This is a genomic window from Pseudomonas sp. I3-I5, from assembly GCF_022699445.1.
Taxonomy (GTDB): Bacteria; Pseudomonadota; Gammaproteobacteria; order Pseudomonadales; family Pseudomonadaceae; genus Aquipseudomonas; species Aquipseudomonas fulva.
Genome location: NZ_CP093940.1, coordinates 490907 through 504343, shown reverse-complemented (window position 1 = coordinate 504343; position 13437 = coordinate 490907). Strand labels below are relative to the sequence as shown.

At 63.4% G+C, this 13437-nt stretch carries 13 protein-coding genes; 3 read left to right on the top strand and 10 right to left on the bottom strand.

From position 1 onward, the window contains the following. Positions 1–65: 65 nt before the first annotated feature. The 9 genes from MOP87_RS02215 to MOP87_RS02175 form a co-directional block, all read right to left on the bottom strand. Positions 66–884 carry a hypothetical protein gene (locus MOP87_RS02215; RefSeq protein WP_104925756.1) on the bottom strand — a complete coding sequence of 273 codons (819 nt, stop codon included), beginning with the start codon at positions 882–884 and terminating at the stop codon, positions 66–68. Between the two features lie 256 nt (positions 885–1140). After that, complete coding sequence (gene gabP, locus MOP87_RS02210) at positions 1141–2532, bottom strand: GABA permease (protein ID WP_028687127.1); 1392 nt, start codon at positions 2530–2532, stop codon at positions 1141–1143. Between the two features lie 349 nt (positions 2533–2881). Then, a complete protein-coding gene (locus tag MOP87_RS02205) occupies positions 2882–3643 on the bottom strand; it encodes an ABC transporter ATP-binding protein (protein WP_110607064.1) in 762 nt (253 codons plus the stop codon). Then, complete coding sequence (locus tag MOP87_RS02200) at positions 3640–4701, bottom strand: iron ABC transporter permease (protein WP_197874338.1); 1062 nt, start codon at positions 4699–4701, stop codon at positions 3640–3642. Before MOP87_RS02200 ends, MOP87_RS02205 begins: the two co-directional genes overlap by 4 nt. After that, positions 4698–5813 (bottom strand): ABC transporter substrate-binding protein, encoded by a 1116-nt coding sequence (locus MOP87_RS02195; protein ID WP_027915213.1) that lies wholly within the window; start codon positions 5811–5813, stop codon positions 4698–4700. Before MOP87_RS02195 ends, MOP87_RS02200 begins: the two co-directional genes overlap by 4 nt. A 128-nt stretch (positions 5814–5941) precedes the next feature. After that, positions 5942–6952: an NAD(P)-dependent alcohol dehydrogenase gene (locus tag MOP87_RS02190; RefSeq protein WP_088523411.1), complete on the bottom strand. Its 1011-nt coding sequence runs from the start codon at positions 6950–6952 to the stop codon at positions 5942–5944. A gap of 48 nt (positions 6953–7000) precedes the next feature. After that, entirely contained in the window at positions 7001–7591 is a 591-nt protein-coding gene (locus tag MOP87_RS02185; RefSeq protein ID WP_104925753.1) for an HAD family hydrolase, read from the bottom strand. Then, on the bottom strand, positions 7588–8457 hold the full coding sequence (gene tesB, locus MOP87_RS02180; protein WP_023534523.1) for an acyl-CoA thioesterase II: 870 nt from the start codon (positions 8455–8457) through the stop codon (positions 7588–7590). The genes MOP87_RS02185 and tesB overlap by 4 nt, the downstream gene beginning before the upstream one ends. 141 nt (positions 8458–8598) lie before the next feature. Beyond that, complete coding sequence (locus MOP87_RS02175; protein ID WP_242810067.1) at positions 8599–9171, bottom strand: GNAT family N-acetyltransferase; 573 nt, start codon at positions 9169–9171, stop codon at positions 8599–8601. Positions 9172–9352: 181 nt separating this feature from the next. Between MOP87_RS02175 and MOP87_RS02170 the strand changes: the two genes are divergently transcribed. From MOP87_RS02170 to MOP87_RS02160, 3 genes are all read left to right on the top strand, one after another. After that, on the top strand, positions 9353–10039 hold the full coding sequence (locus MOP87_RS02170) for a histidine phosphatase family protein (RefSeq protein ID WP_242810066.1): 687 nt from the start codon (positions 9353–9355) through the stop codon (positions 10037–10039). Positions 10040–10149: 110 nt separating this feature from the next. Next, positions 10150–11064, top strand: coding sequence for a histone deacetylase (locus tag MOP87_RS02165; protein WP_027915218.1), 915 nt, complete (start codon positions 10150–10152; stop codon positions 11062–11064). 148 nt (positions 11065–11212) lie between these two features. Further along, positions 11213–12466 (top strand): TIGR03862 family flavoprotein, encoded by a 1254-nt coding sequence (locus MOP87_RS02160; RefSeq protein WP_242810065.1) that lies wholly within the window; start codon positions 11213–11215, stop codon positions 12464–12466. A gap of 91 nt (positions 12467–12557) precedes the next feature. Here the strand turns inward: MOP87_RS02160 and MOP87_RS02155 are convergent, their stop codons facing one another. Next, positions 12558–13307, bottom strand: a complete 750-nt coding sequence (locus tag MOP87_RS02155; protein ID WP_242810064.1) for an RHS repeat-associated core domain-containing protein — start codon at positions 13305–13307, stop codon at positions 12558–12560. Between the last annotated feature and the right edge of the window lie 130 nt (positions 13308–13437).

The following is a 13437-nucleotide window of genomic DNA, read 5'->3' as shown; positions in this document are numbered from 1 at the left end:
CTGATCGCCTCGCCGCCCAGCGCCTATGAGCTGCCAGCCCTGCAAGGCTGGCATTCCCGCCTGCCCTAGTACAGACGTGTGCAGCTCATGGACATGATCTTCATGGGCACTACGTAACGCGTAAAGTCACTGGTGTTGACCGAAGGCGGCTTGCGCCCCAGGTCGACGGCAGCTTGCGGCTCCAGCAACGCTTCACACTTGATGGACTCACCAAGGTCAGTCTGTCGCCTGACGGCGGTGGCCCGCATCTGGACCCCATCGGCCGGATCGCTGAACACCACCGGTGCCGGAGCTGGCGTTGCCCTGAGGGCGTAGTCCTCACTTTTGCCCTGGCCCAGGAACCCGAGGGTGACAAACGGTGTGCCTGCCTTGTCATAGCGAGGGATGACACCTACTCGCGTTTTAAACTGCTTCTGCGCGGCGAGCTGCCCAATGACCCGGCGCGTGAGCGAATCCCAATAGGGGTGATGGGGGCCATCCAGTTCGCCGACAGGGGCTGCGCGGTCGTAGGGTTTACCAATCGCCTTGAGGTCCTGCTGCCTGGCCAGGTAGCGAATCCTGCAGCTGTCGTCGATCTTGGTCGCGAGTGGTTTGCCGGACTTGGCGCTGTAGAACAAGGCTGCAGTGCACTCGGCGTCGAACCTGCCGCCCAGGTAAAGGTACTCGCCACTGCTCGAGGGCAAGGTGGCAATCAAGTCCAGCTCACTGCCAGCACTGCCAGCAATTCCGTTGGCCATGGCCGAAGGCATCATCGATGTCAGTGAGCTGACCGTGTCGTCGGAAAAACGAACCTTGGTACGACCGTCGGGCATTTGCTCGGTCGTGACGCAGCCGGTCAGGGCCATGGCGGCCAGCATGGGCAGGAGGAATCTACACAGGGTCATGGGGACGTATCCTTACTCTGGAAAATCGAAGCAGGCGCAGCGAGAAATGCGCCTCACATCCGTGTCGTTGACAGCGACGCCCAGACGGGCGAGGCGCGATTTTCCATCATTCGGTAGGGGGGTGCCAGTGTGTATGCTCGGCCGGTTTGGCCGGGCCATTGGATGCGTCGGCCGCAAAGCGGCCCCAGCACCCTGAGTTGCGAAGCTGATAACCCTGAAGCCGCATCGCAGCCTCGAGGCTCCAGCAAAGCTCATCTCAACCCAACGACCGCGCCCCCACAGGCTGCGCATGACCGCGTGTCGTCACGATACCCAGGAAGGAAATCAGGATCGCAAGCCCCAGCGTGGCGCTCACTTCCGCCCGGTGCTCGGGCGTGTACATCATCACCGCCAAGGCCAGGGCAATGAAGATGATCACCGCCCAGGTCAACCAGGGGAACAGCCACATGCGGAACTTGAGCTCAGTATTCTCCCGCTCAAGACGGCGACGCATGCGCAGTTGGGAGATGGCGATGACCATGTAGACCAGCAGCGCGATGGCACCTGAGCTTGCCAGCAGGAACTCGAACACGCCCTTGGGTGCGAAGTAGTTGAGCACGGCGATGGATGCACCGATCAGGGTGCTGCCGAACACCGCAGCACGGGGTACGCCGACCTTGGACGTGTGTTTGAGCATTGCCGGCGCATCGCCACGCTTGGCCAGCGAATACATCATGCGCGAGGCGATGTAGATCGAGGAGTTCATGCAGCTGGTGACCGCTACCAGCACCACCAGGTCTACCAGCAAGGCCGCATTGGGGATGTTCATGATTTCCAGTGCACGCTGATACGAGCCCACCACAGCCAACTGTGGGTCGTTCCACGGCACGACGGAAATGATCACGAAGATGGAGAGGATGTAGAAGGTACTGATGCGCCAGATGACCGAACGGGTGGCCTTGGCGATGTTGCGCGAAGGATCGCTCGACTCCGAAGCGGCGATGGTCACTGCCTCCGTGCCGATGAAGCTGAACATCACAGTGATGAACGCGCCCACCACCGCCGCCCAGCCATTGGGCGCAAAACCGCCATGCTCGGCAATCAGCCCACTCAAACCGCTGACTTCACGGTTGGGCAGCCACCCCATCAGCGCCGCGAAGCCGAGGCTGATGAAGGCAAGGATCGCAGTCACTTTCAAAATGGCGAACCAGAACTCGAACTCACCGTACTTGGCCACACTGAACAGGTTGGTACCTGCCAGCAACAGCACGGACGCCAAGGCGAAGATCCAGCTGTCTATCTGCGGGAACCAGGCGTTGAGCACATGCCCTGCCGCCAGGGCTTCGATGGGAATGACCAGCACCCAGAACCACCAGTACAACCAGCCGATGGTGTAGCCGGCCCAGCGGCCGATGGCCTGGTCGGCGTAGGTGGAAAAGGAACCGGTATCGGGGTGCGCGACGGCCATTTCGCCGAGCATGCGCATGACCAGGACGACCAAGGTCCCGGCCACGAAATAGGAGATTATGGTAGCCGGGCCGGCTGCCGCAATGGCGTGGCCCGAGCCGACGAAAAGTCCGGCGCCGATGATGCCGGCGATGGACAGCATCGTTACATGACGTGGCTTGAAACCTTGTGCAAGGTTGCCATCAGATCCCACGGTGTTCATTGATGTTGTTCTCTTTTTGCTGACACAAGGATGGACGGGCAGGCGTAGGCGAAAATAGCTCCTTGAAGGGTTCAGGTCGACAGGTTGCTTGCGCTCTGTTGTTGATCTTTGCAGCGCATCACAAGGCAACGTGCCGGTGGGGGGTCGGGCTTCATTTAAGCCCCGCAGGGATGAGGGAAATTACACGAGAACGCCCCGGAACTGTTCGATCACGACAGCGCTTTTGTGCAAGCGACAAATGTCGCGATTGGCATGTCCGAACGCGCCATCAACGCCAATGACGCTTCTGTTTTTCATTCGAGTGTGTTGCACCCGCTACCTGTCCAGCAGGTAGCGGGTGGCGCGGGCATCAGGCCAAGGCGTGGTCGACCAGCACTTGCAGCCGCCCCAGGGAACAGCGCTCGACCCGCGCCTGGACGCCATACACCTGCGCCAGCAAGTCGGGCACCAACACATCCTGCGGCGTACCACTGGCGACCACCCTGCCCTCGCGCAGCACCACCAGCCAGTCGGCATGGCTGGCAGCCAGGTTGATGTCGTGCAGCACCGCCACCGCCAACAGGCGATGCACCTGCACGCGCTCACGCACGGCGTCCATGACCCGCAATTGATAATGCAGGTCCAGCGCGCTGGTGGGCTCATCGAGCAGCAGCACCTGCGGGTTGCGCGCCAGCAACTGGGCCAGCGCCACCAATTGCCGCTGCCCACCGGACAAGCTGTCCAGCGAGCGCTGGGCCAGGTGCTCGATACCCAGCTGGCGCAGGGCCGCAAAGGCCTGGCCCAGCAGGTCGTCCGCGCTGCCTACGCGAAGTGCGGCCATGATGCTTTCCAGCACGCCAAGGGCAATGCCGGGGGGCAACTGCTGGGGCATGTAGGCTAGCCGTCGAGCGCGCTCGGCAAAGGCCAGGCGGTTCACGTCCTGGCCATCCAGGCGCAGGCCGCCACGCATGCGTTCAAGCCCTGCCAGGGCCCTGAGCAGCGTGGACTTGCCTGCCCCGTTGGGCCCCACCAGCGCCACCAGGCTGCCTTCGGGCAGGGCAGGCAGGCTGACCTCGTGCAAAATCTGCCGCGCACCGTAGGCGACCGAAACCTTGTCGATCACCAGGCTCACAGCTTTCTCCCTCGCCGGAACACCAGCGTCACGAAAATCGGTACCCCCACCAGGGCGGTGACGATGCCGACCGGCACGATGACGCCTGGCATGATCAGCTTGCTGGCAATGGAGGACAACGACAGCATCAGCGCGCCCACCAGCGCGCTGGCCGGCAGCAGGAACCGCTGGTCTTCCCCCACCAGCAAGCGCGCAATGTGCGGCCCGACCAGGCCGACGAAGCCGATGGTGCCAACGAATGCCACGGCGGTTGCCGACAACAGGCTGATGCGCAGCAGCGAGGCAAAACGCAGCCGCCGGGTGTCCACGCCGAAGCTGCGCGCCCGGTCCTCGCCCATGCGCAGCAGCGTCATCGCAGGTGCCGCCCGCAGCGAAAACGGCAACACCAGCGCCACGACCAGCGCCAGAATGCCGAGTTTGTTCCAATCGGCCCGGGCCAGGCTGCCCATGGTCCAGAACACCAGTTGCTGCAATACGTCTTCGGTGGCCAGCAGTTGCAACAGCGACACCAGGGCATTGCAGCTGAACACCAGGGCGATGCCGAACAGCACCAGGCTCTCCACGCCCGCCCCGCGAAGCCGCGACATGGCCTGCAACAACACCACCGACAGGCAGGCGAAGACGAAGGCCATCACCGTCACCTGCACCCCCGGCGTCATCCAGGCGATGCTGAGCGGGTAGGCGATGGCAAGCGAAGCCCCCAGTGCCGCTGACGAGGACACCCCCAGGGTGAAGGGGCTGGCCAGCGGGTTGTCGAGGATTGCCTGCATCTCGGCCCCTGCGAGCGACAGTGCCGTGCCCACCAGCACCGCCATCAGCGCGTAGGGCAAGCGTACGTTCCAGATGATCACCCGCTCCGTGGCGCTGAGCGTGGCCGGGTCGAACAGGCCTTGCACCAGTCGCCCCAGGCTCATCCCCGACGCACCGCTGGCCAGGTCGCTCAAGACCGAAACCAGCAACAGCACGGCCAGCCCGGCAACCAGCCCGGTACGCCGCCACAGCAGCCGGCGGTAGTGCCAGGCGGCCTGTTGCACGCCTGGCAGCGCCTGTGCGGTCACTGGGCGTCGACCCAGTACTGACCGTCCAGCCCTACCTTGAGCATGCGGTTGATCTCGGCCATGGTCGCTTGCGGGTCGATGTCCTTGAACCGCTCCGGGTGCACCCAGCGCGCCATCGCTTCAATTGCAAGGATGTTGAACGGCGAGTTGTAGAAGTCATGCCACAAGCCATGGGCCTGGCCGGCCTGGATGGGCCGCAAGGGGGCGAATTCCGGGCGGGCGGTGATCTTCGCCAGGCTGTCCCGGGCCGTTTTTTCGGAAACCCCGGCCCCCAGCAGTACGCCGGGGGCGCGGTTGCCGGTGGCGATATAGACGTCGGGGTCGGCTTGCAGCACGTACTCGACGCTCACATCGCCCAGCGCACCGGGCACCACGTCGGCACCGATGTTATGGCCACCCACCGCCTGGACCACACTGCCCAAGCCGCTTTTGCCAGTGGTATGGCCAGGCGCTTGCCACACCCCGGCCAGCAATTCCAGAAACACCTTGGGCCGCTCGCTTTCCTTGATGCCAGCCACGCCCGCTTTCACCTGCTCCAGGTGACGGTCGTACAGGTCGAGGTACTGCTGCGCCTGCTGTTCACGGCCTAGCAGCGTACCCAGCGCCTGCATGCTGACGTGGGTATTGCGCATGGGGTGCACACGAAAATCGATGAACAACACCGGCACGCCGGCCTTGGCCAGCAGATCGGCCACCGGGCTGTGCTGGGTCGGGCCTTCGCCGGCGATGCTGAAAATGGCCAGGTCAGGCTTGAGCGACAGGATCTGCTCGGCGCTCACGCTCTGCTCGGAGGCCTGACCTATCAAGGGCAGCTTGGCGATCTGCGGGTACTGCCGGGCGTAGACCTCATAGGTATGCGGGTCCAGCAAGCGCATGTCGTTCTGCCAGCCCACCACGCGCTGGAAGGGGTTATCACGGTCGAGCAGCGCCAGGGCGAAGAACAAACGCCCCTCGCCCAGCACGATACGTTGCGGGGCGTGGTCAAGCTCGACGGTACGCCCCAGCACATCGGTAACTTGCAGGGCTTGGGCGGTGTGGGCAAAGCCGAGGCAGGACGCCAGCAGCAGCAAGGCAGGCAGCAGGCGCTGCCGCAAACGGGGGAACAGGCACATCGGGGCGTCCTCTTGAAGAGAGAATCAGTCGCAACGGAGCCGGGCATTCTAGCCAGCCGCCTGTGCTCCCGATGTGCGCGAATGTATTGGTCTGGTCGCCAGCCATTACATCCCGTTACCCCAAGGCGTTACCAGGTCAGGCAGATCTTGCCGAAATGGCGGTTGCTTTCCTGATAGCGAAACGCATCGACGATGTGTTCGAGCTCGAAGTGCTTGTCCACCACCGGGCGCAGGCCGTTGGCCTCGATGGCCCGGACCATGGCCTGCTGCTGGGCACGGCTGCCTACCAGCACACCCTGCAGACGGATCTGCCGCACCAGGGCCTGCACCAGTGGCAGCTGCCCCGCCACACCGGTCAGAATGCCGATCAGCGAGACATGGCCCCCGATGCGTGCGGCGATCATCGATTGCTCCAGGGTGGCGGGCCCGCCGACTTCGATCACATGGTCCACCCCACGGTTGTCGGTCAGCTCACGCACCTTTTCGCCCCAGGCCGGCGTGCGCGTGTAGTTGATCACGTGGTCGGCGCCCAAGGCCTTGAGCCGCTCGAGCTTGGCATCGCTGGAAGAGGTGGCGATCACCGACGCACCGGCCAGCTTGGCGAACTGCAGGGCAAAGATCGACACCCCGCCGGTGCCCTGTACCAGCACCGTGTCACCGGGCTTGAGGTGATCGTCGCTCATCAGCGCGCGCCAGGCGGTAAGCCCGGCGGTGGTCAAGGTCGCCGCCTCGGCGTGGCTGAAGCCCTTGGGCGCGCGGGTGAAGGCTGTGGCCAACGCGGTCACATGGCCGCGGGCATAACCGTCCAGGCCATCGCCCGGCACCCGGGCAAAGCCCTCGACATTGGCCTCACCATCCAGCCAGTCAGGGAAGAAGGTGCTGACCACGCTGTCACCGACCTGAAAGTCGCTGACGCCGCTGCCCACGGCGATCACCTCGCCGGCACCGTCGGCCATCGGGATGCGCCGTTCGGCTGGGCCCCACATGCCGCTGACCACGGCGAAGTCGTGGTAATTGAGGGAGCTGGCATGCAAGCGTACGGTGATTTCACCCACGCCTGGGGCAGTGGCCTCGCAGGTGCCGACCTCGACCTTGTCGTAGCCGCCGCCGGGTTGAACGTAGATCGCCTTGCTGCTCATGGTCGAGTGCTCCATCTGTAAAAAGGAAAGTGCCCGGCGAGCGTGGGGTCAGCCCAGCATACGCTTCAAGGCATGACAGTCGGGCGCATGTCGGTCGGCAAGGCCCGGCCAGGCGTCGTGCGGCTGGTTCACAAGCACCGTGCCCGCGCCGGCGGCTCGCCCGCAGTCGAGGTCGAAGCGGTGGTCGCCCACCATCACCATCGCCTGCGGCGCGACGCCCCAGGCACCGGCAATCTTGAGCAGCCCATCGGGGCTGGGCTTGGGCTGCGCTTCGTCACGGCCAAGAATGTGCGCCACCGGAAAACAGTCGGCAAGGCCAATGGCTTGGAGCGTGATGTGTGCCAGTTCGCGGGCATTGCGGGTGAGGATGCCCAGCTGGCAACCACGGCTGGCCAGCTCACGGACCAGCTCCACCGCCCCCTGGGCAGCTTTGGAGGCCAGCGCCAGATGACGCTCGTGCTCCAGCAGCCAGGCATGCTTGGCGGCGGCTTCGTCTGCGGGCAGAGCCGCCAGGTGCGCCAGAATGTCGTCCTTGGGAGGAATGCCCAACTTCACGCGGATAGCGGCAAAATCATGCGCGGCCACGGTCAGGGTGCCGTCCATGTCGAACACCCAATGGCGCACCTGGCCCAGGTTCATGCCCAGTCCTTGCGATGACGGATCAGGCCTTCCTGGCTGGACGAGGCGACCAGTTGGCCGGCCTGGTTGAAGATGCTGCCGCGGCAGAAGCCACGGGCATTGCCAGCCCAGGGGCTGTCGGTGGCGTACAGCAGCCATTCATCAGCCCGCAGGTTGCCGTGGAACCACAAAGAGTGGTCCAGGCTGGCGATCTGCATGTCCCGCTGCCAGACCGACTTGCCATGGGGCAGCATCGATGTGGTCAGCAGTCCGAAATCAGAGGCGTAGGCCAGGATGTACTTGTGCAGCGCAGGGATAGCCGGCAGATTGCCGTCGGCGCGGAACCAGGCGTATTTCACCGGGTCGCCGGGCTTGGGGTTGAACGGGTCACGCTCGGTTACTGGACGAATCTCGATGGGCTTGGCGCACAGCACCTTGTCGCGGATGCGCTCAGGAAGCTGATCGGCCATGGCGCTGGCCAGTTCCACTTCGGTGGGCAGGTTTTCAGGGCCGACCACATCGGGCATCTGTGCCTGGTGGGTGAACCCGTCCTCGTCGTACTGGAACGAGGCGCTGCAGGTGAAGATCGTCTTGCCCTTCTGAATCGCCGTGACGCGTCGGGTACTGAAACTGCCGCCATCACGCACGCGGTCCACCGAGTACACCACCGGCAGGCTGGCATCGCCCGGGCGCAGGAAGTAGCCGTGCAGCGAGTGCACGTGGCGGGCATCCTCTACCGTCTGGCTGGCGGCCGACAAGGACTGGCCCAGCACCTGGCCGCCATACAGCTGGCGAAAACCCAGGTCCTGGCTGCGGCCGCGGAACAGGTTTTCTTCAATGGCTTCGAGGCTCAACAGGTCGACCAGGTCGTCCAACACATGACTCATCAGGGTTCTCCGTAGACGCAAGACGTGCTCACAAGGCGCCGTGGGCCGGCGCTCGATTCAACCGGCGCGGCCCACGCATGAGCCGCACCGTCCAATAGCGCAAATAATACAGGGTTTGACATCGCCAGCCCCCCTGGCGGTTCACTCGGCCCGCAAGGTCTGCTCCCACCGCGCGCGATCGATCCGATACAGCACATGCGGGCGCAGTGGATGGCCGAGGGCGACACGCGGGTGGTCGAAACTGCCTGCCAGGTCCTGCTCCATGCCAATGGCTTGCATCACCTTCTGCGAGGGCAGGTTGAGGGTGCTGGTAAAGGACACCACCTGCTCGACCTGCAACTGGGCAAACGCACAGCGCAAGCACGTCCAGGCCGCCTCACTGGCAAACCCCAGGCCCCAGTGCCGACGTGCCAGGCGCCAGCCGATCTCGACTGCCGGGGCGAAGGGCGCGTCGAAGTTGACATTGAGCAGGCCCGTCATGCCGATGAAAGCCCCACTGTCCTTGCGCTCAAGCGCCCACAGGCCAAACCCGTACTCATGAAAATGCCCGCGGATGCGGCCGATCAAGGCAGCCGCTTCAAGGCGTGTGAGCGGCGCGGGGAAGTAGCGCATGACCTGGGGGTCGGCGCACAGGGCAGCGAACTCGCGCAGATCCTCGTCCTGCCATTGGCGCAGAATCAGCCGCGCGCTTTCCAGTTCCAGAAGGGGGGTCATGGGGTTCGCTCCGTTTTGGCGTGCTGCACTGTACAGCGTAGGCGCAGGCACGACCGCGCACCGGGTAATGAGTAGCCGAATGCATTTTTCACATGCGCTTCACCGGCTGGCAACACGCGGGTTAGCAAAATGCCGCCATCCCTGCCGCGCCCAGCGCGCGGTTTCCCTGTCGGAGCCACCCATGCTGTCGAGCAACACTCTGCCGCCCTACGCAATGCATTCACCGCGCAAGCGATGGCTGCCCCGCAGCACCGTGACCGTCGCCTTGAGCCTGTGCCTGGCCGTGGCGGCATCGACCTCCTGGTTTATGACGAGAACCTCCATCGTGGACCTTGGTAGCGAACAACAACTCAGCAAAAGCGGCTTGCTCCAGGCCTGGGCCAACGGTGCGGTGATCGTCATGATCCGCCATGCCGAGCGCTGTGACAGCGCACCGGGCCCCTGCCTGGGCGACCCGGCTGGCATCACGGTCGCCGGCAGCCAGGCTGCCGGGCGCGTGGGCGAAGGCCTCAAGCACCTGGGGCTGGCCGATGCCGACCTGTTGAGCAGCCCGAAGGTGCGCACCCAGCAGACGGCGCATTTCATTCTGGGGCAGCCGGTGGCCACGCGGGAATGGATCGGCCAGTGCGACGGCGGCTTCGCGGCTCAGGCGCTGGCAGCCAAACGCCCTGAACACAACCTGGTGCTGGTAACCCACAACGGCTGCGTCGATCAGTTCGCTCGCCAGCAGAACGTTACCGGCGGCGAACGGGACAGCGGTTATGCCAGTGCCTTGTTCGTTTCCGTGGACGACAATGGCAAGGCACGCATCCTAGGGCGGTTGAACGCGCCCGAATGGCAGCGCGTGCTGGCCAGCGCCGCACGTTGAAAGTGCCCGTTGCATAGGTGGGCACCGGCTTGCACGCTGGGCTAGCAAAGTTTTCCACAGCCGTTGGCTGTCATGGCAAGATCAAGTCTGTTTCTTGTTGTGGATAACCCATGTCGCTGCCGCTGATCTACCACGAAGACTACAGCCCAGAGTTTCCGCCGGACCATCGTTTTCCGATGGACAAGTTTCGTCTGCTGCACGATCACCTGATCGACAGTGGGTTGACCACCGACCAGGCGTTGCTGCGGCCCGAGATCTGCCCCAATGACATTCTTGCGCTGGCCCACGACCGCCGTTACATCGAGCGCTACATGCACGGCGAGCTATCCCGCGAGGACCAGCGGCGCCTGGGCCTGCCGTGGAGCGAAGCGCTGGCGCGGCGCACCGTGCGCGCAGTCGGGGGTTCGCTGTTGACGGCCGAGATGGCCCTGCAACACGGGGTGGCCTGTCACCTGGCGGGCGGTACCCACCATGCCCACTACGACCACCCAGCCGGCTTTTGCATCTTCAATGACCTGGCCGTGATCAGCCGTTACCTGCTCGAAGCCGGCCGCGTGCACCGGGTGCTGATCTTCGATTGCGATGTTCATCAAGGGGACGGTACCGCGCGCATTCTTGAAGACACGCCCGACGCCATTACCGTCTCCCTGCATTGCGAGCAGAACTTCCCGGCCCGCAAGGCGCAAAGCGACTGGGACATCCCCCTGCCACGTGGCATGGGGGACGACGCTTACCTGCACGTGGTGGATGAGGCGCTCAATTACCTGCTGCCGCTCTATCAGCCTGACCTGGTGCTGTACGACGCCGGGGTCGATGTTCACAAGGACGATGCCCTGGGTTACCTGCAAATCACCGATGCAGGGCTGGCCGCACGTGACGCGCGCGTGCTCGGCCAGTGCCTGGGCCGCGACATTCCGGTCATGGGCGTGATCGGGGGCGGTTACAGCAAGGATCGCAGAGCGCTGGCCAAGCGCCACGGCGTACTTCATCACACGGCGGCCAACGTCTTGCGTTGTGCACAATGACTGTGGAACCGCTTGTGGATAACCTGAGCGAAACAGGCTGTAGCCCTTTAATAGCGCTGCTTGCGCGACATTGATCATTTTTTGATCAGTGCTTGTGAGGGCTGTGCTGCGCTAGAATGCGCATCTTTTCCACAGCCTGCAGCCCATCATGTCCGAAGTCAGTCACCCCGCCCCTCCTGTCGCCGCTGTCATTGGGGGCGGCCCCGCCGGCCTGATGGCGGCTGAAGCCCTGGCACAGGCCGGGCTTTCAGTGGAAGTGTTCGACGCCATGCCTTCGGTGGGTCGCAAGTTTCTGCTGGCAGGCGTGGGCGGCATGAACATCACCCATTCCGAACCCTACCCTGCTTTTGCGGCGCAGTATGCCGAGCGCCGAAGCGAGGTTGACGGGCTGTTGCGCGACTTTGACGCAGACGCCTTGCGCCAGTGGATTCACGGGCTGGGTATCGCCACGTTCGTGGGCAGCTCGGGCCGCGTGTTCCCAACCGACATGAAGGCCGCCCCGCTCTTACGCGCGTGGCTCAAGCGCCTGCGTGAAACCGGCGTGGTTATCCACAACCGTCATCGCTGGCTGGGCTGGAGCGAGGACGGCGCGTTGCGCATTGCTTATCCACAGGGCGAGCGGCTGGTCCGGCCCGCCGTGGTCGTACTGGCACTGGGTGGCGGCAGTTGGGCGCGGCTGGGATCGGATGGGCGCTGGCAGGCAACCCTGGCTGACCGCGCTGTGGATATCTCACCCCTGCGACCGAGCAATTGCGGGTTCGAGGTCGCGGGCTGGAGTGCGGTGCTCACCGACAAGTTCGCAGGGGCGCCGGTCAAGAACATTGCCCTGAGCGTGCCAGGCCGTGCGCCGCGCAAAGGCGAGTTCATCCTGACCGCCCAGGGTGTGGAAGGCAGCCTGGTCTACGCCTGGTCGGCGCAGGTGCGTGCGGCCATTGAGCAATGTGGCAGCGGTGTGCTGATATTGGACCTGCTGCCGGACAAGCCTGTGGACAAGATTGCCCAGGCCCTGGCACGCCCGAGGGGCTCGCGGTCCATGGCCAAGCACTTGCAAGGGCAATTGGGCCTGGACGGGGTCAAGGCGGCGCTGCTGCGCGAGCTGACCGACCCGGCCACATTCGCCGACCCGCCAGCCCTTGCCCAGGCGATCAAGGCCCTGCCGATCACGCTGGTGCGCACTCGTCCCTTGGACGAAGCGATCAGTAGTGCCGGCGGGGTGCGCTTCGAAAACCTGGATGAGGGGCTGATGATAAAGCACATGCCAGGGGTGTTCTGTGCGGGCGAGATGCTGGACTGGGAAGCGCCAACAGGCGGGTATCTGCTGACTGCCTGCTTCGCCAGCGGGCTGCGGGCCGGTCGGGCAGCGGCGGCGTGGGTGGGGCGGCAGGGGAATACGACGGGCTGATCGCGGGTTTCACAGGCCTGTCCTCGCTTTGTGCAATCGGGGCTACTCAAGCCCCGGCTATGCCACCAGCTGCTTACCTTGCAATGAGTGATCAACGCATTCCAGGCTGCCCTTTGCGGATTGCGTCGTTCAACCCAGGCAGTCGCAGATTCTGTTTCGAATAATCGGTCTTGCCTGAATCGTTGACCATGATCATGTTGCTATCCGGTACAGGTTTTCCATTTACCACTTTGATATGGGTAGGGTTCACATCCTTCAACGTAAAGCCTGCTTCGATGAAACCGAAATCTTTCAACCGATACAAACCCACCTTGTCATTGGCAACGAGATACTCACTTATGAACAGAGATTGGTCCTCGTTAACATAGAAAGAACCACTCGTGGGAGCATCTGGGTCAGCACGCTCTAGCGGTTGGCCATTTGCCACTTTCACACGAAACCCCTTAATACGTTCACCCTCGGGCTCTGAGGAGTCGTAAGAGAAGCCCTTCAGCCGAAGTTTTCTATTTTCGATCTTGTTCCAAACAGGCTCTAGATTACTTTTATACGACTTGAATCGGTTACTCCCTTCAGGATCGTTGAAATTAACCGGATCGTTTTCGCAGTAGGCATACGCGTTCAAGCCTCCCTTTAGGAAAGGACTCAGCGGATCTGGGGTGTAGAAACGCCTCAGCTGGGGTTGGTACATCCTTCTCTTGAGCAGATACCCCCCGGTACTACGGTCCAGTAGCTGGCCGCTGTAAGCCAGTCCATAGAGGCGTGGGGCGCAGCGTTGGTCGCCATAGGGCAAATAGGAGAATGCTTGGCCAGTCCGTGATACCAAGCTTGCTGTATGACACATGATACACACCTAGTCCTATCGGGGTATCTAATGATGTGCAATGTGCCTGGTGAAAAAAACTGGCAGATTTGTCAGGCCAGGCTCTGTACTGCAAGTAAGGCTGCACGGTCTCTGGAAGTACCGTCCTGCC